Origin of the sequence: Gordonia otitidis (genome assembly GCF_020735545.1) — a bacterium.
GTDB classification, from domain to species: Bacteria; Actinomycetota; Actinomycetes; order Mycobacteriales; family Mycobacteriaceae; genus Gordonia; species Gordonia otitidis.
In genome coordinates this window covers 2,849,354-2,867,562 of sequence record NZ_CP085974.1, presented here as the reverse complement: position 1 = coordinate 2,867,562, position 18,209 = coordinate 2,849,354, and the positions used below count along the sequence as shown (strand labels likewise).

Sequence of the window (18,209 nt, the reverse complement as noted above, 5' to 3'; positions counted from 1 at the left end):
CCGACTCAGCGGCCGGCGCACCACTCATCAGGTCAGAACCTCTCGGGCTTGATCAGCGCGAGCATCAGATAGATCGCCGTCGCGACGGACAGAACCAGCAGGACAACGTTCACGACTCCGTCTGCGGTCATCGGCCGATCCTCGCGTCGACGCCCCGGACCACCAGGACGCAGATCGCAAAGCCGATCAACGCGGCGAGTACGTAGAGCACATCGGCCACTTTTCACACTCCTTGACTGACGATGCCGACCGTCGGACTGGCGATCGGCGCACCACAGCTTCGGTCCTATTCGTCGGTGTGGGAAGTGCTCTTAACGCGTTCCATACGCAGCGGCGGGGTTTGTTGACACAACCTTCGCGCGCCGGGCTTCGTGATGTGATCGGGTGCATTCCCGGCATATCGGATCGCCCGACGCCGCGACCGCCACCGAGTCGTCGAGGATCGTCGGCCTCACCGGGAGGTGCGCGTCAAAGCCGCGTCAAGATTTGCGCTCGCCGCGTCGAGAAGGCGTCAGAAACGGGCGGTCTCGCGCCTATCGGGATTAGAACCGATCGTATGAACGAGTCAGCGCATCTGCAGCCGGTGGTCTCCGGTTCCGCGCGATGGGGATACGTCCAGGTCGGCTACGCGCGCCATTGGGTGTGCCATCGCCTCGTCGTGTATCCACCCGGTATCAGCGAGCACGAGGTCCGGTGGATGCGCATCTGGCGTGCTGCGCCGTTCATCGCAGTCGCGGTGGTGCTGGCAAGTGCGTACGTCGCGGAAACGGTCGGCGATGCGGGCCTCGCCGGACTGTTCGTCGGCATCGTGCTGGCGCTGGCGCTCGTGGCAGTCGTCGAACATCAGACACATCGGGTACGCACGCAGACGCGCACCCTGGAGGCCTGGACGGGTTACGGAGCCGACGCCGCTGCCCGTTCCACACGGAGAGAGATCTGCGTACGTGCGGCTGTCCTACGCGACGCCGACAGTCGTCTCCGCGCAGGAGCCATCACACCTGTCGAGCACGAGATGATCTGGGCGCGTTGCCACGGCGGAATACCGTCGGCACAGCGTCGACGTCACGCGCTCACGTAGGCGCCCGGCGACCCGTCCAGCGGAGTCGACGCTCACCGCGGAGTGATCGAGATGCCGACGGTGCCGTCCTCACCCCGGCGCAGTCTGCTCGCCTTCACGAGGATCCACCCGACGATCCCATACTTCTTCGCGATCAGCTGGCGCGCATGCTCGGTGCCTGCGGCGTCGAGAAGCGTCGCGGAACCCTCCACTGGCCGACCCCGCAGGTTCTTCCCACGCGCATCGCAGGCCTGGACGACAACGTGCGGGTCACGTCGAATCCGCTTGACCTTCCACGACGTCGTCTCCGTCCACATGATCAGGGTCTCGCCCTCCGCTGCCGCCCACAGCGGCGACGCGACGGGGGTGCCGTCCTTGCGAAACGTTGTGAGCTGCACGTACTTTGCGTCGGTGGCGGCGTCGAAGGGCTGTGCTGCGGCCATACCCCACCCTACGTCGGTGTCATCACGCGGCACGGGTGAACAGCGACTGGTCGGCAGCAGGCAGCGTGTGGGGCTGCGCAAACCCCGGAGTGAGTACGCCTGCGTCGACAAGTGTCGCCCACGCCGTGACCTGGTTGGCGGATAGCACAGGTTTGCCGAGTTCGGCCTCGAGCGCCCCGAGGACGTCATAGGTCCAGAGGTTGGTGCAGGACACGAAGATCGCGTCGGCGTCAGGATGATCGGCACCCCGGATCAGGTCGGCGGTGACCGAGTACGGAATGGTCCAGATGTCATGGTCGCGTCCGAGACCGCACTGCGCGACCACACTTCGACCGGACTGTGCGAGGAAGTCGCAGAGCAGTCCGGTCAGCGCGTTGGTGTAGGGCGTTGCCACGGAGATACGACTGATCCCCAGCGAGTCGAGCGCGCGGAGGAGCGCTTCAGACGTCGTGACCGCACGCTGCGCACCCGCACCGAGCATGCAATTCGACAGCTCGACCGCCCCGGAGATCCCGTACACGAAACTGCCCGACGCGCACGCGTAGGCATACGCGCTGGGACGCACCGCCGAGATCGATCGGACCGCTGCCGCGATCTCGGTGTGGTTGTTCAGGTCCCGGCACATGTCGACGTCGACCGGCGCGTCGATGAATCCGGTGCGGGTGAAGTACAGCGACACCCCGTCGGGCATCCAGCGCCAGAGCTCACGGTCGAGTGCCATGTCGAACGGACAGATCACACCGATCCCGATCTGCTCCCCTGGGCCGCCGAACAGCGCGGATTCATGCTCCATGCAGGCATGATGGCACATTGTCGGATTGTTGACAGTCTGAGCGCGACGAGTGCCCGGGCTCCGCAGATGTGTGTCACCGCCACGGGCGTTCAGCGGGACGTCAGGTACTCCTCGATCGCGGCAGTCACCTTCGGCCGGATGACGCACTCATGGGCGTGGTCGTTGACCATCCCGGACGCCTGCATCAGCGCGAACATCGTCGTCGGGCCGACGAACTTCCAGCCACGCTTCTTGAGGTCTTTCGAGAGCCTCGTCGATTCGTCGGACAGCGTCATCGATCCCGGAACATGTTCTGCCGCAGGCGCATACCCCCAGAAGAACGACTCCAGCGACCCCTCGTTCTCGATGAGTTCCGTCGCACGCCGCGCATTGTTGATCGCCGCCTCGATCTTGCCGCGGTGCCGGATGATGCCAGCGTCGCCGAGAAGCCGTTCTACGTCGCGCTCGGTGAATGCCGCGACCTTCTCGACATCGAAGCCGTCGAAGGCTGCCCGGAAGTTCTCACGTTTGTTCAGGATCGTGCGCCAGCTCAGACCTGACTGGAATCCCTCGAGGCACACCCGCTCGAACAACGCGTTGTCGCCCGTCAGCGGAAATCCCCACTCGGTGTCGTGGTAGGTGGTCTCGGGCTCGACCGACGCCCACGTACACCGCGCCCGTCCGTCGTCGCCGACGATCACATCTGCGTTCACGGCCGCAGATTACTCCGAGGCACCGACAGCACTGGTAACGGTTGCAGGATACGGTTGATCCAATGAGCGACTACATCCTCAACTCGCCGAACACCTTCATCACGGATTCGTTGCGTGGATTCGTCGCCGCACATCCCGATATCGCCTGGCAGTCGGACCCGGGATTCCTCCACCTACGCGAACGCAACGGTGACAGCACCGTCGCTCTCGTCTCGGGCGGCGGCTCCGGTCATGAGCCGATGCACTCCGGCATGATCGGTGCCGGCATGCTCGACGCCGCGTGCCCCGGACTCGTCTTCACCTCACCCAACGCCCTGCAGATCGTCGGCGCGACACGGTGGGCCGATCGCGGCGCGGGCGTTCTCCACATCGTGAAGAACTACACCGGCGACGTGATGAACTTCCGCATCGCTCGACACCTCGTACGCGACGACATCGAGACCGACCAAGTGATCGTCGCCGACGACGTCGCGTCGGATTCCGACACCGGTCCCGGTCGTCGTGGAACCGGAGCGACAATTTTCGTCGAGAAGATCTGCGGCGCGGCGGCCGCGCGTGGCGACGCCCTGGCAACTGTCGCCGGGATCGGACGACGTGTGGTCGACAACGCGCGGAGCATCTCGGTGGCCTACCACGCGTGCACCATGCCCTCCGAGTCGTCGCCGACCTTCGAACTCGACGCCGACGAGATGGAGTTCGGCGTCGGCATCCACGGCGAGGCAGGGCGCGAACGCACCACCCGGGTCGGTGCCCGCGAACTGGTCAACCGCATGGTCGATCCGATCGTCGACGCACTGTCGTTGACTCACGGCGAGGAGGTGATCTGTCTCGTGAACGGCCTGGGCGCCGCGCATCCCCTCGAACTCGATCTCGTGTTCGGAGAGGTGGTCGCCGATCTCGACCGCCGCGGAATCGCCATCGCGCGTCCCATGGTCGGCACGTTCGTCACCGCACTCGACATGCGCGGCGTCTCGATCACACTCGTTCGCGCCGACGACGAGATCCTCACCCTGTTCGACGCCCCGACCACAGCACCGGGATGGGCGGCGAGTCCCTCTCGCAGCACAGCACCCCTGAGCGACACCACGTTCGCCCAACCCTCGGACTCCGCCGACGACGGCCCCGAGAACGAATGGCTGACCCGCTTCGTCGGGCACGTCCAGGACTCCATCGCCGATTTGACGGAGCTCGATCAACGCGCGGGCGACGGCGATTTCGGCACGAACATGGAAGCCGCCCTGGCGCACTTCAGTCTTCCCCTACGAGGCTCCGACAGCGAAGTCCTGAGCGCGATCAGCACCTCCTACCTCGTCCGCTCCGGCGGCACATCGGGAGTGATCTTCGGCGTACTGTTCCGCGAACTGTCCCTGGCCTTCGCCGACAACGACGATTTCGAGTCGGCGATCCGCGAGGGCTCCTCGCGCGCCCTCGCCGAGATCCAGGACCTCGGCGGAGCACAAGTCGGTGACAAGACCATGGTCGACGCATTGAGCCCGGCCGTCGACGCCCTCGAAGACGGCGAGTCCCTCTCTGCGGTCGGCCAGAAGGCCGCGGACGGAGCCGAATCCACCCGCGACACCACCGCCACCAAGGGACGTGCGAGCTACGTCGGAGAGAATGCTCGCGGCGTCGTGGACCCGGGCGCTCTGGTGGTCTCCTGGCTGTACCAGGCCACCACCGACAACAGCTGACCGTCCCTGCTCCACCCGACAGCGGTGAGCGGTGCTCCGCCCACCGTCTGCAGCTTTTCGCATTCGGCCGATTGCGCAAAACGCAATACGTGTCAGCACATCGTTAACTGTTCGGCCCTCGAGGTGTTATCGCACCGTGACCGTCGGCGTCTTGGGTTTCGAGTTAGTCGCAATCCCCTGCTGGATCTGACGCCGCACGTGCGCGACGCCCTAGCGTAGTCCGCAACGATCGGGGGAACGATCGCTTGGACAGGAGCACAACATGACCGAAACGACCGATAGGCTCTCGGTGCTCCTGACCCGGATCGCGAACGGCGACGCCCGTGCATTCGCTCAGTTCTACGACGAGACCAGTCACCGCGTCTACGGCATGGTGCTCCGCATCGTGCGCGACCGCGGGCTCAGCGAGGAAACCACGCAGGAGGTCTTCCTCACCGTGTGGCGCTCGGCGCACACGTTCGACCCCGAGTCGGGTTCGCCGCTCGGTTGGTTGATGACTCTCGCTCATCGTCGCGCCGTCGACCGGGTTCGCTCCGAAACCGCTGCCAAGCGTCGACTCCACGTCTACAGCACGGCCGAGCAGTCGACCAGGGTCGAACACGACGTGGTCAGCGAATCGGCCGAGCGCCGCGAAACCATCCGTGAGGTCCGACTCCTGATGTCCCGCCTGACCGAACTGCAGCGCGAGGCGATCGAGTTGGCCTACTTCCGAGGAATGACCTACCGCGAGGTCGCCGACGAATTGGGAGTGGCATTGCCGACGGCCAAGTCACGTATCCGGCAGGCACTCAAACGGCTCGAACCGCACATCGCGGTGACCGCAGCCTGAGGCGTCAACCCAGTCTTCAGAAAGACTTAGACACGAGAAGGTCCCCGACCCGTGGTGGGTCGGGGACCTTCTGTCAGTGCTGTCAGCCGAGAACCAACGAATCTCCATCGGCGCTCACGTTGACCGGCACGACGTCGCCGTCGCGGACATCACCGGCGAGCAACGCCTTGGCGAGCTGATCGCCAATGGCCTGCTGCACCAGGCGACGTAGCGGACGGGCGCCGTAGAGTGGATCGAATCCCCGCTCGGCCAGCCATTCCTTCGCCTTCGGCGTGACCTGCAGTTCGAGTCGACGCTGAGCAAGACGCTTCTGCAGTTGGCCGAGCTGGATGTCGACGATCGACACCAGCTCCTCGGGGCTGAGCGCCTCGAAGATCACGACGTCGTCGAGTCGGTTGATGAACTCCGGCTTGAACGCGCTGCGCACCGCCGCCATCACCTGGTCCCGGTCGCCTCCTGCACCCAGGTTCGACGTCAGGATCAAGATGGTGTTGCGGAAGTCGACCGTGCGTCCCTGGCCGTCGGTGAGTCGACCCTCGTCGAGCACCTGCAGCAGGATGTCGAAGACGTCCGGGTGAGCCTTTTCGACCTCGTCGAAGAGCACCACCGTATACGGACGGCGACGTACCGCTTCGGTCAGCTGACCGCCCTGCTCGTATCCGACATAGCCGGGAGGTGCACCGACAAGCCTTGCCACGGCATGCTTTTCGCCGTACTCACTCATGTCGATGCGCACCATCGCGCGCTCGTCGTCGAACATGAACTCCGCCAGCGCCTTGGCCAGCTCGGTCTTACCGGTGCCGGTCGGGCCCAGGAACAGGAACGATCCCAGTGGCCGGTTCGGGTCGGCGACGCCTGCACGAGCACGTCGGACGGCGTCGGACACGGCGACCACGGCCTCTTTCTGGCCGATGACGCGCTTGCCGAGTTCCTCTTCCATGCGCAGCAGCTTGGCGGTCTCACCCTCGAGCATCTTGCCCGCGGGAATGCCCGTCCACGCCGACACAACCTGTGCGACGTCGTCGGGGCCAACCTCCTCCTGCAGCATCACGTCCTCGTCGGGGTCGGTGCCGGTCTTCTCGATCGCGGCTTCCAACTCCTTCTCCAAGCCGGGGATCTTCCCGTAGCGAAGCTCGGCCGCCCGACCCAGATCACCGTCGCGTTCGGCCCGATCCGCTTCTCCACGAAGGCGTTCGAGCTCTTCCTTGGTGTCGCGAACGGCGTCGATGGCGGTCTTCTCCGACTGCCAGCGCGCGGAGAGCTCGTTGAGCTTCTCCTTCTGGTCGGCCAGTTCCTGACGCAGCTTCTCGAGACGTTGCTTCGACGCTTCGTCGTGCTCCTTCTCGAGTGCGACCTCCTCGACCTCGAGCCGTCGGACGACACGCTCGACCTCGTCGATCTCGACGGGGCGCGAGTCGATCTCCATCCGCAGACGTGACGCAGCCTCGTCGACGAGGTCGATGGCCTTGTCGGGCAGGAAGCGCGAGGTGATGTAGCGATCGGAAAGGCTTGCGGCAGCGACCAACGCGGAGTCGGTGATGCGCACACCGTGATGCACCTCGTACCGTTCCTTCAGGCCACGAAGGATGCCGATGGCGTCCTCGACGCTCGGCTCCCCGACGTACACCTGTTGGAACCGACGCTCGAGGGCGGCGTCCTTCTCGATGTACTGGCGGTATTCCTCCAGCGTCGTCGCACCGACCAGGCGCAACTCACCGCGAGCGAGCATCGGCTTGATCATGTTGCCCGCGTCCATGGCGGAATCGCCTGTGGCACCGGCACCCACGATGGTGTGCAGCTCGTCGATGAAGGTGATGACCTGCCCGGCCGACCCCTTGATCTCGTCGAGCACGGCCTTCAGCCGCTCCTCGAACTCACCGCGGTACTTTGCACCCGCGACCATCGATCCGAGGTCCAGCGACACAACGGTCTTGTTGCGCAACGACTCCGGCACGTCACCTTCGACGATGCGCTGCGCGAGCCCCTCGACGATGGCGGTCTTGCCGACGCCGGGCTCACCGATGAGGACCGGGTTGTTTTTGGTACGACGGCTGAGCACCTGCACCACACGACGGATCTCGGAATCGCGGCCGATGACCGGATCGAGCTTGCCCTCGCGGGCGGCAGCGGTCAGGTCGGTGGAGTACTTCTCCAATGCCTGGTAGGTGGATTCGGGGTCTTCCGACGTCACGCGCGCCGTTCCGCGGACGGCGACGAACGCCTCCTGCAGAGCCTGCGGGGTTGCGCCGTTGTCGTGCAGCAGCTTGGCGACATCGGAATCGCCGGTGGCGAGCCCGACGACGAGGTGCTCGGTGGAGACGTACTCGTCGTTGAGTTCGGTGGCGAGCTGCTGGGCGGCCGTGACCGCCGCGATCGACTCGCGGGAAAGCTGCGGTTGAGCACTGGCACTCGACACCGTCGGCGCCCGATCGACCATGGCCTGCGCCTGCGCGCGAACAGTCGACGGATTCACGCCCACCGCCTTGAGCAGCGGCGAAGCGATGCCGTCGGACTGGTCCAGCAGTGCGACCAGGATGTGGGCCGGACGTACGTCGGGGTTACCAGCAGCGGCCGCCGCCTGCACAGCAGCGCTTAACGCCTGCTGCGTCTTGGTGGTCGGGGTGAAGCTGTCCACTTGGTGGTACCTCTTTCTCTACGTGTTTCGCGTTCTTAAGTCTCCGTGGCTCAATTATGGCCACTTGAGTGGTTCAACGCACGCAGAGTTGAGTCCATTCCGCTCAGGTTTGTCTATTTTGTGACTTGAGTCACTGTCGACTGGTGCCGGGCCGTGCTCGCCCGGTTTCTAGACTGGCGGACGGGTTTTCCGAATTCTTGGACAGGAACGCCACATCAGTCACAAACTCTGGACTGGCACATGGCGTGTCCCCCGTAAACCGGTCCGGTTGGTTCTACAGTCCTGATTGCCCTGATGAGGGCGGAGAAGGGACGATAGGAAGCATGGCGGGACGTAAGCGTCACTCGGCGGAAGACATCGTGCACAAGGTACGCCGTGCCGCCGATTTGGCTGAGGACGGCACGAATAGCAGACAGACCGCTGCCGATCCGGAAGTGTCGGCTGCAAGGCTGGCCGAGCAATGACCGGCCGGGACTTGGCATCCGCGATGAACGAACTGGAGAAGGTCCTCGCTGATAGCCAAATGGAGACCGACAACCGGCGCGCTGAGAGCACCAGACGCCGCGACGAGGGCCGCGCCCTCTACACGGTCGACGGTCAGCCGTCGCTGCGCCTATCGTTTGTGATCTACCTCGACGAGCTCGGAACCACGACACGACTCCCGCTACTCACTGACGAGGGCCTCCGTGCCGACCTCAAGACCTATGATCGTCTACGCACCCTCCTGCACGACAACGAATCGGTGGTTGAAGCAGAATCGGCTCGCGTCTCTACTTCAGCGACAACGTCGCAATCGTCACGCCGATCGAGCCTCTCTCGCCGGGGTTTCTCGACTACGGACTCCACCGCCAACTTCTCGCCGTCACGACCTATCAGCTGAACATGACATTGCGCGGCCGCGCACTGCGCGGCGGGATCACTATTGGCATGGCCTACGCCGATCACTCTTTCGTCACAGGTCCAGCCCACCTGGCCGCAGTACTCCTCGAGGAAAAGGAAGCGAAGAATCCACGGGTCCTCATCGCTGACGACATCTATACCGAGATCATCGACACCGTCGACGACGACACCTTTCAACTGTTGCAGCACTACCTACTGCGCGACACGGATAACAAGGTATTCGTGAACTACCTCCTCGGCATCGAAGAAGACGGAGTGCAAGACGATATTCAGCGTGCGTTGGCCGAACATCGGGACTATCTGAACCGTGCACTGTCCTCAGCTGCAGGCATTCCCGGGGTCTACGAGAAGTACATGTGGGCGGCCGGATATCACAACTATGTGCGAGCTACCTTCCACGAGCAGTTGCCAGCCTGCTTGGATGTTCCCGACATCGCTCCGAGTCCGCTTAGCAGGCTGACTCGCGGCTCGACTCGACCTACGTAAACGGGGTACTGCGCTGTGCCACGATCATCGCCGCTGGCGGCGAGTCGATAGACTGAGAGCGCATAGTATAAGTTCCGTCGCCGCATTTAATGCGCCGCCAGGAGACTACCTGTACCCGCAGGTCAGAGCGATACTGCATTCGAGTCCAGACTGTCCGCCGAATCCCAGTCCGGAAGTCCGCTGTTTCCCCCGGGTCGCCAGTCCAGAAACTCACTGCGCGCGGCAGGTGATTGCCGCGCTCGGCCAGATTCCGGACTGGCGGACGAGTTTCAGTGTCGGGCCCCACCCCGACCATCACCTTTGAGGGCACCGGCATCGCGACCGTGCGGGTGTCATCCATCGTCGGCGGCCATGGCGTCCCGCTCGGCCGTCGCAGCGTCCACCACGGCGCGCACCTGCGGGCTCCTCGACCCTGTAAGCCAAGCGAATGCCACCTCATTGGGCGGGATGTCGCGGATCGGGACCACCGCGACATCGGACCGTGTGTAGAACTGTCCGGTGCTCAGCGGCAGGATGCAGATGCCCTCCTCGGCGGCGACCAGTTCCAGCTTCTCCTCAACGCTGTGCTGGGGATGGGTCGGTACCGGTGTCCCCGAACAGAACTCGTCTGCGACCGCTTGCCACTCTGGGACCGCATCGGTGCTCTGGAGGAGGTGCTCGCGTGCCAGGTCGGCCAGCGCGATCGAGGACGACCCAGCCAGTGGGTGGTGTGCGGGGATCGCCGCGACACGTGGTTCCCTGAACCACGGGCGTAGATGGATTCCACTGCGTGGGACTGGAAGTCGGACCACGCTGATGTCCACCCTGCCGTCACGGAGGACTGCTGTCTGGGTGTTCCAATCGGTGCGCAGAAGTCTCACCTGCATCGCAGGATGGGTCTCACGAAGGCGCCGCAACAGCGCCGAGAGGGTGAGACCGGGCATGAACCCGATGGTGATCGAGGCGGTCGTCTCAGCGGCGGCCCGCGCCTTCCTCGTCGCAGCGGTTGCTGCCTCGAGCAAGGCTGGTGCGTCCGCGTGAAGCTGTCGCCCTGCGTCGGTCAGCGTTGTGCGCCGTCGGTCCCGATCGAAGAGCGTCACTCCGAGGTCGGCCTCCAGCGCGCGGATCTGGCGCGACAGCGCGGGTTGCGCAACGTGCAGGGACGCGGCTGCGCGTCCGAAGTGGAGTTCGTCGGCGACCGCGACGAAGTAGCGCAGCTTCCTCAGATCGAGGTCCACCGATCGTCCTCCCCGTCGTCGACATCGCTGCGCGCACCGTCCGCGGTCGCAATCTCCACCATGCGCCAACTTCAGACCTGTGACAACTCCCCGAGAGGGTCGAGATGCGCCGGAGCCCAGGCCAGCTCACGCTGGGCGCGAGCCGGAGTGAGCTGTTGGTCAAGTGCCAACGCGTCGGCGACAGGTCCCATCGTGCTTCGCGCTTCGTCCAGCGGGATCGACACCGGAGTGGCGGTGAGACCAAGTGCGGACGATATCGCCTCGGCGACGTCGCGCGTCGACGGGTTGACCCCGCCCACGCCGATGTACACGGACCCCGCCGATGCGTCCAGGGCGGCGACGTACAAATGAGCCAGATCCTCGACGTGCACCAGTGCCCAGTGCGCGGACCCGTCGCCGATGTACGCCACAGCACCTGCGGAGCGGGCCGGTTGAATGACAAACTCCTCGATAAGGCGGTTCTGGCCGCCGTACACCAGACCCGGTCGGATGACGACAGGAGTCCTGCCGTCGCAGACGCGTCCCAGCACCGCGTCCTCGACGTCACGACGCCAGCCCACGATCGCCGGCGGATTCCACGGCGCGTCCTCGTCGGCGACACCGTCTGTGTCACCGTAAACCCAGGTGCCACCGGTATGGACGTAGGTTCCGCTCCCCACCCCGTCGAGCATTGCCTCAGCAGCTGCTCGATCCTCGGCGCCGGTGGTCGCCTGGGCAAGGTGGATCACGGCCTCGCTCTGCACAGCGGCCTCACTCAACACCTCGAGGTCCGTCAATTCGCCGCGGACTGCAGTGGCCCCCAGACCGCGGACCGCGTCGGCGGAGCGGTCGCTGCGGGCGAGCGCTGTGACGGTGTGTCCGTGGTCCTGTAGTGCCGTGATGACGGCGGTGCCGACGTAGCCAGAACCGCCGGTGACGAAGACCTTCATGTCGATTCCTTTCGATGTGGAGCGTCCTGCATCCTCGACCCGAGTGTGCGCGGTGGGTGTCGGTGGCGTCCAAGACCTGGATCGGTCGCTGTGATGCCGATCGGGCATCGACGGTTCCATACGGTTCGCCGACCTCCTCGGGCGACTCTCGCAAGGTCCGGTTCCTCATGCCGTGGTCGAAATACGTCGTTGAGGTCGTCGAACCCGAGAAGCGTCGCCCACCGACACCGACTGGCAATACCAAATCCGGTAGTCGTGCGGAGTCCCCGAAGCCTTGGCGGGGCTCTGCCGGTACCCGGTAGCCTGCCTCCAGGAGCGGCACGAGGAGTGGCACATGTCCCGACTGAGCACTCGCTATCGCGCCAGCGGCGCCGATCTCCCTTTCGGCAATCCCCTGGCCGGGCACGGCGTGGCCATGGAAGGCTACTTCTGGCGGTTCACTCAACCCGACCGTGGCCGCACGCTCATCGCCCTATGCGGCGTGAACACGGCTGACAGCGGCGACCGCTGGGCCACGATAGGGCTGGCTTCCCACCCGAACAGAGTGCTCCGCACCAGCGCACATCCTGGCGCGCAAGACAATCCCCGCGCACTCGAGGTGCGCGCGGACCCAGCTTTTCGTGCCGACATAAATGAACTCCACGTCGACTTGGGTCCCGACGCACAGCTCGAGGTCCGCGTCGACGATCCGATCCCGTGGCCGCGTCGAGCCTACGGCGCTTCCGGACTGTTCCATTCCATACCGGGACTCAACCAGTACTGGACTCCGTGGCTGCTCGGTGGCCGCGCGAGCGGTACCGCAACCGTCGGCGATGAGACCTGGAACCTCGACGGCGCCCAGGTGTACGCCGAAAAGAACTGGGGTCGTGAGGGATTCCCCGAGAGCTGGTGGTGGGGTCAGGCCCAGGGTTTCACCGAACCGACGGCGTGCGTGGCCTTTGCAGGCGGAACCGTCCGTGCGGGGCCATTGAAGACAGAGGTCACCGTCATCGTCGTCCTCCTACCCGACGGACGCCTGATACGCGTCGGCGACCCGCTGATCTCACCCGTCCGCGCACAGGTCACCGACGAATCGTGGTCGCTGCACAGCACAGGGCGTCGGTACGTCGTTCACGTCGAAGGGTCTGGTCGTTTGGGCGATGCGCACGTCTTGCCGGTGCCCCTCCCCAGCCAGCGACGCAACATCCCCGGCGCGATCGAGCATCTCGGCGCACATATGACTGTCGAGGTTCGACGCCGCGACGGTCGGGTGGTCTGGAGTGGCGAATCCAACCTGGCCGCACTGGAACACGGTGGCATCGCCCGAGCGAAAGCAGAAATCCTGCGTCGCGGCGGCACCGCGAGTGACACCGACGCTCCCCCGATCCCCTGAATCCGCGGACCCGCCTCGCGTTCACACCCGAACGCATCCACCCCGGCTCCACAGGCCGATCTGCTTCGGGCCGTCGCTCGCGCGAATGAGGACGTCGAACCACTCGTTTGCCCGATAGGTAGCATCCCCGGCGTGCGCACAACCCCCGACCCCGACGCCCGAGAAGTCACAGCGTCAGCAGCTGACCAGCCAGGGGGCACGACCAAGCACCGCGGTTGGGTCGACTGGGTGGTCACCGGCCTTGGCCTCGGTGCACTGCTCGGAGCGTCCGCCGTCGCGCTGATGGTGATCCTGTTCGGTACCGAGAACCTGGTCGACAGGTCGATGACGGGCGGCAAGGTCCGCTTCAGCGACATCCGGCTCCCCGTCAACACGGCGACGATGGTGCTGTCCCTGGTCGTTGTCGCGCTGACGGTCGTCGCCGTGCTCACGCGTTCGAACACTGCCCGGTATACCGCGAAACTCGTGTGCCTCGTCGCGCTGCTCTGCCAGGCCCTCGTGGGCCTGTTCTACTTCACTCACGCGCCGTCGATGAACGACGCGGACATCCACGGCACCGGCTACGGCGGCACACTCGCCGCATTCTGGGTGGCGCTCGTCGGGCTTCTTCTTCTGCCCTTCGGCCTCGCAGGGCGCGCACCCCGCACGTCGACGACGCGCGGAGTCGCCCTGACCGCACTGATCGCGCTCGTTGCAGCGGCAACCGCGACAGCGGTCTTCGCGCCGCCGACAGCCAGTGCCGAAGATCAGATGGTCGAGATCGATCTCGGTGACCGCCATCAGGTTTCGACGCCTCTTCCCACTGCTGTCGTCGGCGAGCCGCGTCAGTTCGCCGACGGCGTCGTGGCCGCATACCCGGTGGGTCCAGGTTTCGTGACGGTCGACGCGGACGGGCTTTACGATTCCCCGAGCAGTCTGACGATGTACAACGGCGACGACCTCACCACCAGATGGAACCTGCGAGTGGTCGGCAATCCTTCCCCCTCGATACGCGTCCACGTCGTCACCGCCAAGGGAATCGTTGCGGTCACCGTCGGCGGATTCCCCGGAGGGACGAGAACATTCGGTATCGACGCGACAACCGGCGAGAGAATATGGAAGAACTCGACAACGTTGTCGCTTCCACGAGCGAACTCGGATCGCGATGTCGAGGGTGACCCACAGGTTCATCACCTCCTGGAGGCAACGGACGACAGCACCGTTCGCGAGTACGACCCCACGTCCGGCCAACTGCGCTGGAGCCACGACGCGGGAACGACGTGCAGCATCGACGACGTCAGAGATCTGGACGACACCGTCGAACTCACGCTCACCCGCCCCGACGGCAGTCACACCCGCGTACTCGACGCGAACACCGGCGCAGTGCTCCCGAGCCGCCCGGAGCGCGACGCGCGCGACCCCGACCGACCACCACTACCGGAGGGATATCACTACGTCGCCGACCAGCAGGATCAGTACCCTGCCGCTATCGCCGACGCGACCGGCAAGCATGTTGCGGAGTTAACTGACAAACGAATCATCAACTGCGACAACGCCTCCAAGAACTGCATCGCAGAACCGGCCAACCGTGCGGAAATCGAACTCATCTCGCTCGCCGCACCCACCACTCCTCTGCGAATTTCGGTTGAGGGCAGCTACTCCTCCTCGCTCTTCCTGCACGATCAACTCCTGATCGCCACCCTTTCCTGGGACGGGAGTCAGCCGCGCTCGGCATCCACGGGACAGATCACTACGGTCGACCTGCGCGCGGGCACCCATGAGAGCCGACCTGGCCGGGCGGAGTCGATGGAACCCTTCCCAGGCGGTGTCGTCATGGGCTTCGACGACACCATCTCCACGATGCGAGGTACCCGATGACCGCTCAGAGTGATCGCGACGACGTGGCGGCGCCGTCGGAGGACGCACAACCGACGGACGAATCGACTGCGTCACCGACGCAGGGTGCGCCCGCCGAGTCGAACGTCGTCAATGCGCCGGTGCTCGTCGGCTTCTCGATATCGCTCGCACTGCTCGCAATTGCTTTCGGGGTGACCTCGCTGATACTCCGCACCGATCTCCACCTCGCCGGTGCGCCGGGTGCGATCGCACGGGCGCTCGCATTCGGCGCTCTCATCGCTGGTGCTCTCGCACTGCTCGCGCTGGCGGTCCGCAGGCGAGCGTGGACCGCGGAATGGTGGTCGGCGAGCCTGCCGCCGGTTGCGATCATGGCCGTGATCGCGGTGATTGCCTGCGTTGTCGCAGGATCGAAGAACCGCGATGTCACAAGACTTTTCGACAGCCATGGCGCGTTCGTCTACGCGATCGTCGCGGCTGTGTGTGGTTCGGTCGCACTGTGCACAGTCGCTGCGCTGCCCATCTCCGCACCACGTCGGGCCCGGACCAGCGCTGTCGTCGCTCTTCTCGTCATCGCACTCGTCGTGCCGTCGACGATCACCCTCGCACGCTCGTACGCGAATCCGTGGCGGCCGCACCTCGCCGCGGCCGAGCCGACGGCGCCACTGCCGACCGATGTCACCGAAGTCGCCTACCGCACAAGGCTGAATGGAGACGGCCGAGACCCACTCGCTCGCGCTGGTGACGGATTCGTGGCGGTTTACGACAACACGGTGACAGCCTACGACGGGCGCACCGGATCACCCCGATGGTCGTTCGATTTCGCTGATCTCACCGTCGATGATCAGGACGGGCCTCAGGTCACACTCGCCGTCGAACCCGACGGAACCGTGTCGGCGCGCCGCGCGAACATCACCGTCGGACTCGACCCCGTCACCGGCGAGATCCGTTCGCGCTCCGTCGACGACAGCCATGCGGATCAGTCCTACGAGGACTGCCCTGGTGTAGAAACACACGCTGCACAGGCGAGGTGCCTCGACGGACAGCTCGAGCTGACCGATCGTACGACGGGTGCACCCATTCGTCTGCAGTCCGACCTGCCCTCGGGCAACGTCGTCCACGTTGCCGCGGTCTCCGAGGATGAGTTCGCGGTTCTCGTCGCGCCGGGAAGCTCGGCGGACTCAGCACACGTCGTCGTGGTCAACGATCGCGGGCAGCAGGTCGACTCCGCACCGGTCCCCGAAAGCGTCGGGCAGCTCGCACGGGGCCCGCGCGACACGGTCGTTCTCATCCCCACAGACGTGTCGGCCGATTCGGTATTCGTGCGCTCATACGCACAGCATCACACGGTGGAGGTGCCTGCTTATCCCGCACGTCAGCCAGGTGACTTCACACTCGTCGGTGACCACATCGTCGCCACGCTCGACGGTCACAGCCTCTCGAGAGTCGACCCGCTCACCGGCGCTGTGCAAGCCATCGACGTCACGACCTGCACCGGTTCCCGTCAGGACATCCGCCAGGTGCTGACCGTGCCCGGTGCCGTCATCGCAGTATGCGAACTGTCGTCCGGGAGATTTGACATCGTCGGCTTCCGTTAACTGCTCGACATGATCGTCACGTGTGCAGCGTCCGCCCCTCCCAGAATTCCTTGCGGATCTCGCGTTTGAGGATCTTGCCGGTCGAGTTGCGCGGCAGATCGGTGACGATGTCGACCGACTTGGGCACCTTGTATCCGGCGAGCCGGGCGCGGCAGTGGGCGACCAACTCGTCCTCGGTGACCTCGGCGCCGGGACTTAGCCTCGATCCACCGATCGGCTTTTTGATGTCTCGTGAAATGTGTTGTGTATGTTCGGGGTGGCGGTGGGCGTGGGTGAGTCGCCGATCTCTGGTGTCGGCGTGTTTCACTGGGTTTCGTGTCGGGGCCGGTTCTGGCCGATGGTTAGGGGTCAGGCTGAGTGTTGTCGTTTGATCGTGTTGTTGAACAACAGGTTCCACTCGCGTTCCCACGGCCATCGGGCGGGTAGATGCATCGTGATGCGCCGCGCTGAGGACGCGATTCGAGCGGGTATGCAGATCAGGGTGCGTCGGATGGTGGAGGTAGTCGCCTTCGCCAGACGCTGTCCACCGAGACAGGCTGCGGCGCGGGTCAGGTTGAACGCGATGACCGCACACACCAGCCATGCGGCGTTCGCGCAGAACTTTCCCGAGGGCAGATGCGCCAATGCGGAGGCTTTGAGGTCGGCGTGGACTTGCTCGATGATCGCATGACCGCGGTGAGTCTTGTCGGCGGTCACGGTGTCCAGGTCGCTGGTGGTGAAGAACGCATGAAACCGCCACACGTCGAACAAGCCGTCTCCCTCGGCTGCGAAGTCAGGGATACGGCGCACCACCAGCCGTCCGGATACCTGCAGGCGCTTGGCTTTGGAGGTGAACGCGGTGAACGGTACTTCGGCGACCTCGGCCCGCGAGACCCACTGGCCGCTGTCTTCGTCGAAGACGGCGTCGGTGTACTCGATCGGCGTCCATGCATCTGCCGGTACCTCGCTGATCGCTGCTCGGACGTGGGAATCCTGACGCACGGTGACCGACACCTGCGCACCGGCCCGGAGCGCGGTGGTGATCGCGCGATGGCCGTAGAACGCTGAATCCGCTCGCAGCAGTATCGGTCCCGACGCATCGGACGACCGTAGCCGCCGCACGGTGGCCAGGGTGTCGGCGATCAACCGATGCGCCCCGCGCGCGGAGTTACACGCCCCTTTGCGCAGGCGTTGAGCGGCGATCACCGGCGCACCGTCACCACAGGTGAGGGTGGTGATCGCCGAGTTCAGCCCACGCACTCGGGTGTAGCCGAATCCGACGCCCTGCTTGGCCGGGCCGTGGACCTCGATGATCGAGTCGTCGATATCGATCATCACCGGCCCGTCGATCCCCGCCAGCACCGGAGTATGGCGAGCCAGTCCCGCCAACAGCCGGGTGGCGATCGCATCGGCTTGGCGGACATGCCCGAACCGGAACTCGCGAAGAAACGATCCCAACGTCGACGGGGCGTAAGGATGGTCGAACACCTTGCCCATCGCGCCGTGTCGCAACACGGCCATGTCGTCGATGCTGTCGGCGCCCGCCACCATCCCCGCCACCAGGGAAAACATTTTCCGATCCGGATGGGCGCCCTTGTCGGTGGGCACGCTCAGATGCTCGCGGGCCAACTCCGACAGGCTGGCGCGTTCGGCCAGCGCCATCACCGGCACCACCCCCGCAGCGGCGAGGAGATTCGGATCGTCACAGGATGCAGACCGGACCGGGTGAGTGTGAGACAATCGCATCTACGACAT

Annotated in this window: 17 protein-coding genes; 8 read left to right on the top strand and 9 right to left on the bottom strand. The window is 65.0% G+C overall.

What is annotated here, in order from left to right; genetic code table 11:
- Positions 1–32: 32 nt before the first annotated feature.
- Positions 33–131 (bottom strand): K(+)-transporting ATPase subunit F, encoded by a 99-nt coding sequence (gene kdpF, locus LK459_RS13140; protein WP_227918753.1) that lies wholly within the window; start codon positions 129–131, stop codon positions 33–35.
- A gap of 425 nt (positions 132–556) precedes the next feature.
- On the opposite strand from kdpF, the gene LK459_RS13135 reads away from it, so the two are divergent.
- Positions 557–1,078, top strand: coding sequence for a DUF6611 family protein (locus LK459_RS13135; RefSeq protein ID WP_227918751.1), 522 nt, complete (start codon positions 557–559; stop codon positions 1,076–1,078).
- A 32-nt stretch (positions 1,079–1,110) separates the two neighbouring features.
- On the opposite strand, the gene LK459_RS13130 is transcribed toward LK459_RS13135, so the two are convergent.
- The 3 genes from LK459_RS13130 to LK459_RS13120 form a co-directional block, all read right to left on the bottom strand.
- Entirely contained in the window at positions 1,111–1,500 is a 390-nt protein-coding gene (locus tag LK459_RS13130) for a PPOX class F420-dependent oxidoreductase (RefSeq protein WP_227918750.1), read from the bottom strand.
- A gap of 22 nt (positions 1,501–1,522) precedes the next feature.
- Positions 1,523–2,293 carry a maleate cis-trans isomerase family protein gene (locus tag LK459_RS13125; protein ID WP_227918744.1) on the bottom strand — a complete coding sequence of 257 codons (771 nt, stop codon included), beginning with the start codon at positions 2,291–2,293 and terminating at the stop codon, positions 1,523–1,525.
- 89 nt (positions 2,294–2,382) lie between these two features.
- Positions 2,383–2,985 carry a DNA-3-methyladenine glycosylase I gene (locus LK459_RS13120; protein ID WP_322590778.1) on the bottom strand — a complete coding sequence of 201 codons (603 nt, stop codon included), beginning with the start codon at positions 2,983–2,985 and terminating at the stop codon, positions 2,383–2,385.
- 62 nt (positions 2,986–3,047) lie between these two features.
- Here LK459_RS13120 and LK459_RS13115 point away from each other — a divergent pair, with 62 nt between their 5' ends.
- Positions 3,048–4,676, top strand: a complete 1,629-nt coding sequence (locus tag LK459_RS13115) for a dihydroxyacetone kinase family protein (RefSeq protein ID WP_227918742.1) — start codon at positions 3,048–3,050, stop codon at positions 4,674–4,676.
- A 262-nt stretch (positions 4,677–4,938) separates the two neighbouring features.
- Positions 4,939–5,505 (top strand): ECF RNA polymerase sigma factor SigK, encoded by a 567-nt coding sequence (sigK, locus tag LK459_RS13110; protein ID WP_007238799.1) that lies wholly within the window; start codon positions 4,939–4,941, stop codon positions 5,503–5,505.
- Between the two features lie 82 nt (positions 5,506–5,587).
- On the opposite strand, the gene clpB is transcribed toward sigK, so the two are convergent.
- Positions 5,588–8,140: an ATP-dependent chaperone ClpB gene (gene clpB, locus LK459_RS13105; protein ID WP_007238800.1), complete on the bottom strand. Its 2,553-nt coding sequence runs from the start codon at positions 8,138–8,140 to the stop codon at positions 5,588–5,590.
- Between the two features lie 323 nt (positions 8,141–8,463).
- On the opposite strand from clpB, the gene LK459_RS13100 reads away from it, so the two are divergent.
- Positions 8,464–8,604, top strand: coding sequence for a hypothetical protein (locus LK459_RS13100; RefSeq protein ID WP_227918740.1), 141 nt, complete (start codon positions 8,464–8,466; stop codon positions 8,602–8,604).
- A gap of 418 nt (positions 8,605–9,022) precedes the next feature.
- Entirely contained in the window at positions 9,023–9,526 is a 504-nt protein-coding gene (locus tag LK459_RS13095) for a hypothetical protein (protein ID WP_227918738.1), read from the top strand.
- A gap of 332 nt (positions 9,527–9,858) precedes the next feature.
- On the opposite strand, the gene LK459_RS13090 is transcribed toward LK459_RS13095, so the two are convergent.
- Both LK459_RS13090 and LK459_RS13085 read right to left on the bottom strand, forming a co-directional pair.
- Entirely contained in the window at positions 9,859–10,743 is an 885-nt protein-coding gene (locus LK459_RS13090) for a LysR family transcriptional regulator (protein ID WP_227918736.1), read from the bottom strand.
- A gap of 71 nt (positions 10,744–10,814) precedes the next feature.
- Positions 10,815–11,672, bottom strand: a complete 858-nt coding sequence (locus LK459_RS13085) for an NAD-dependent epimerase/dehydratase family protein (protein ID WP_227918734.1) — start codon at positions 11,670–11,672, stop codon at positions 10,815–10,817.
- Positions 11,673–12,006: 334 nt separating this feature from the next.
- On the opposite strand from LK459_RS13085, the gene LK459_RS13080 reads away from it, so the two are divergent.
- The 3 genes from LK459_RS13080 to LK459_RS13070 all read left to right on the top strand — a co-directional run bounded on the left by LK459_RS13080 (position 12,007) and on the right by LK459_RS13070 (position 16,475).
- Positions 12,007–13,044 carry a tocopherol cyclase family protein gene (locus LK459_RS13080; protein ID WP_227918733.1) on the top strand — a complete coding sequence of 346 codons (1,038 nt, stop codon included), beginning with the start codon at positions 12,007–12,009 and terminating at the stop codon, positions 13,042–13,044.
- 132 nt (positions 13,045–13,176) lie between these two features.
- Complete coding sequence (locus tag LK459_RS13075) at positions 13,177–14,901, top strand: PQQ-binding-like beta-propeller repeat protein (RefSeq protein WP_227918731.1); 1,725 nt, start codon at positions 13,177–13,179, stop codon at positions 14,899–14,901.
- On the top strand, positions 14,898–16,475 hold the full coding sequence (locus LK459_RS13070) for a hypothetical protein (protein WP_227918729.1): 1,578 nt from the start codon (positions 14,898–14,900) through the stop codon (positions 16,473–16,475). Before LK459_RS13075 ends, LK459_RS13070 begins: the two co-directional genes overlap by 4 nt.
- Before the next feature lie 16 nt (positions 16,476–16,491).
- Here LK459_RS13070 and LK459_RS23235 read toward each other — a convergent pair whose 3' ends face one another.
- The gene (locus tag LK459_RS23235) at positions 16,492–16,782 is read right to left on the bottom strand and encodes an AMP-binding enzyme (RefSeq protein WP_322590777.1); all 291 of its coding nucleotides are present in this window, start codon (positions 16,780–16,782) and stop codon (positions 16,492–16,494) included.
- 41 nt (positions 16,783–16,823) lie between these two features.
- On the bottom strand, positions 16,824–18,200 hold the full coding sequence (locus tag LK459_RS13060) for an IS1380-like element ISGbr1 family transposase (protein ID WP_064862420.1): 1,377 nt from the start codon (positions 18,198–18,200) through the stop codon (positions 16,824–16,826).
- Positions 18,201–18,209 lie beyond the last annotated feature (9 nt).

Coding starts and splice junctions, on each gene's coding strand:
- LK459_RS13115 (WP_227918742.1), top strand. CDS start 3,048: ATGAGCGACTACATCCTCAACTCGCCGAACACCTTCATCACGGATTCG.
- LK459_RS13135 (WP_227918751.1), top strand. CDS start 557: ATGAACGAGTCAGCGCATCTGCAGCCGGTGGTCTCCGGTTCCGCGCGA.
- LK459_RS13130 (WP_227918750.1), bottom strand. CDS start 1,500: ATGGCCGCAGCACAGCCCTTCGACGCCGCCACCGACGCAAAGTACGTG.
- LK459_RS13100 (WP_227918740.1), top strand. CDS start 8,464: ATGGCGGGACGTAAGCGTCACTCGGCGGAAGACATCGTGCACAAGGTA.
- LK459_RS13095 (WP_227918738.1), top strand. CDS start 9,023: ATGACATTGCGCGGCCGCGCACTGCGCGGCGGGATCACTATTGGCATG.
- LK459_RS13060 (WP_064862420.1), bottom strand. CDS start 18,200: ATGCGATTGTCTCACACTCACCCGGTCCGGTCTGCATCCTGTGACGAT.
- kdpF (WP_227918753.1), bottom strand. CDS start 131: ATGACCGCAGACGGAGTCGTGAACGTTGTCCTGCTGGTTCTGTCCGTC.
- LK459_RS13070 (WP_227918729.1), top strand. CDS start 14,898: ATGACCGCTCAGAGTGATCGCGACGACGTGGCGGCGCCGTCGGAGGAC.
- LK459_RS13085 (WP_227918734.1), bottom strand. CDS start 11,672: ATGAAGGTCTTCGTCACCGGCGGTTCTGGCTACGTCGGCACCGCCGTC.
- LK459_RS13080 (WP_227918733.1), top strand. CDS start 12,007: ATGTCCCGACTGAGCACTCGCTATCGCGCCAGCGGCGCCGATCTCCCT.
- sigK (WP_007238799.1), top strand. CDS start 4,939: ATGACCGAAACGACCGATAGGCTCTCGGTGCTCCTGACCCGGATCGCG.
- LK459_RS13125 (WP_227918744.1), bottom strand. CDS start 2,293: ATGGAGCATGAATCCGCGCTGTTCGGCGGCCCAGGGGAGCAGATCGGG.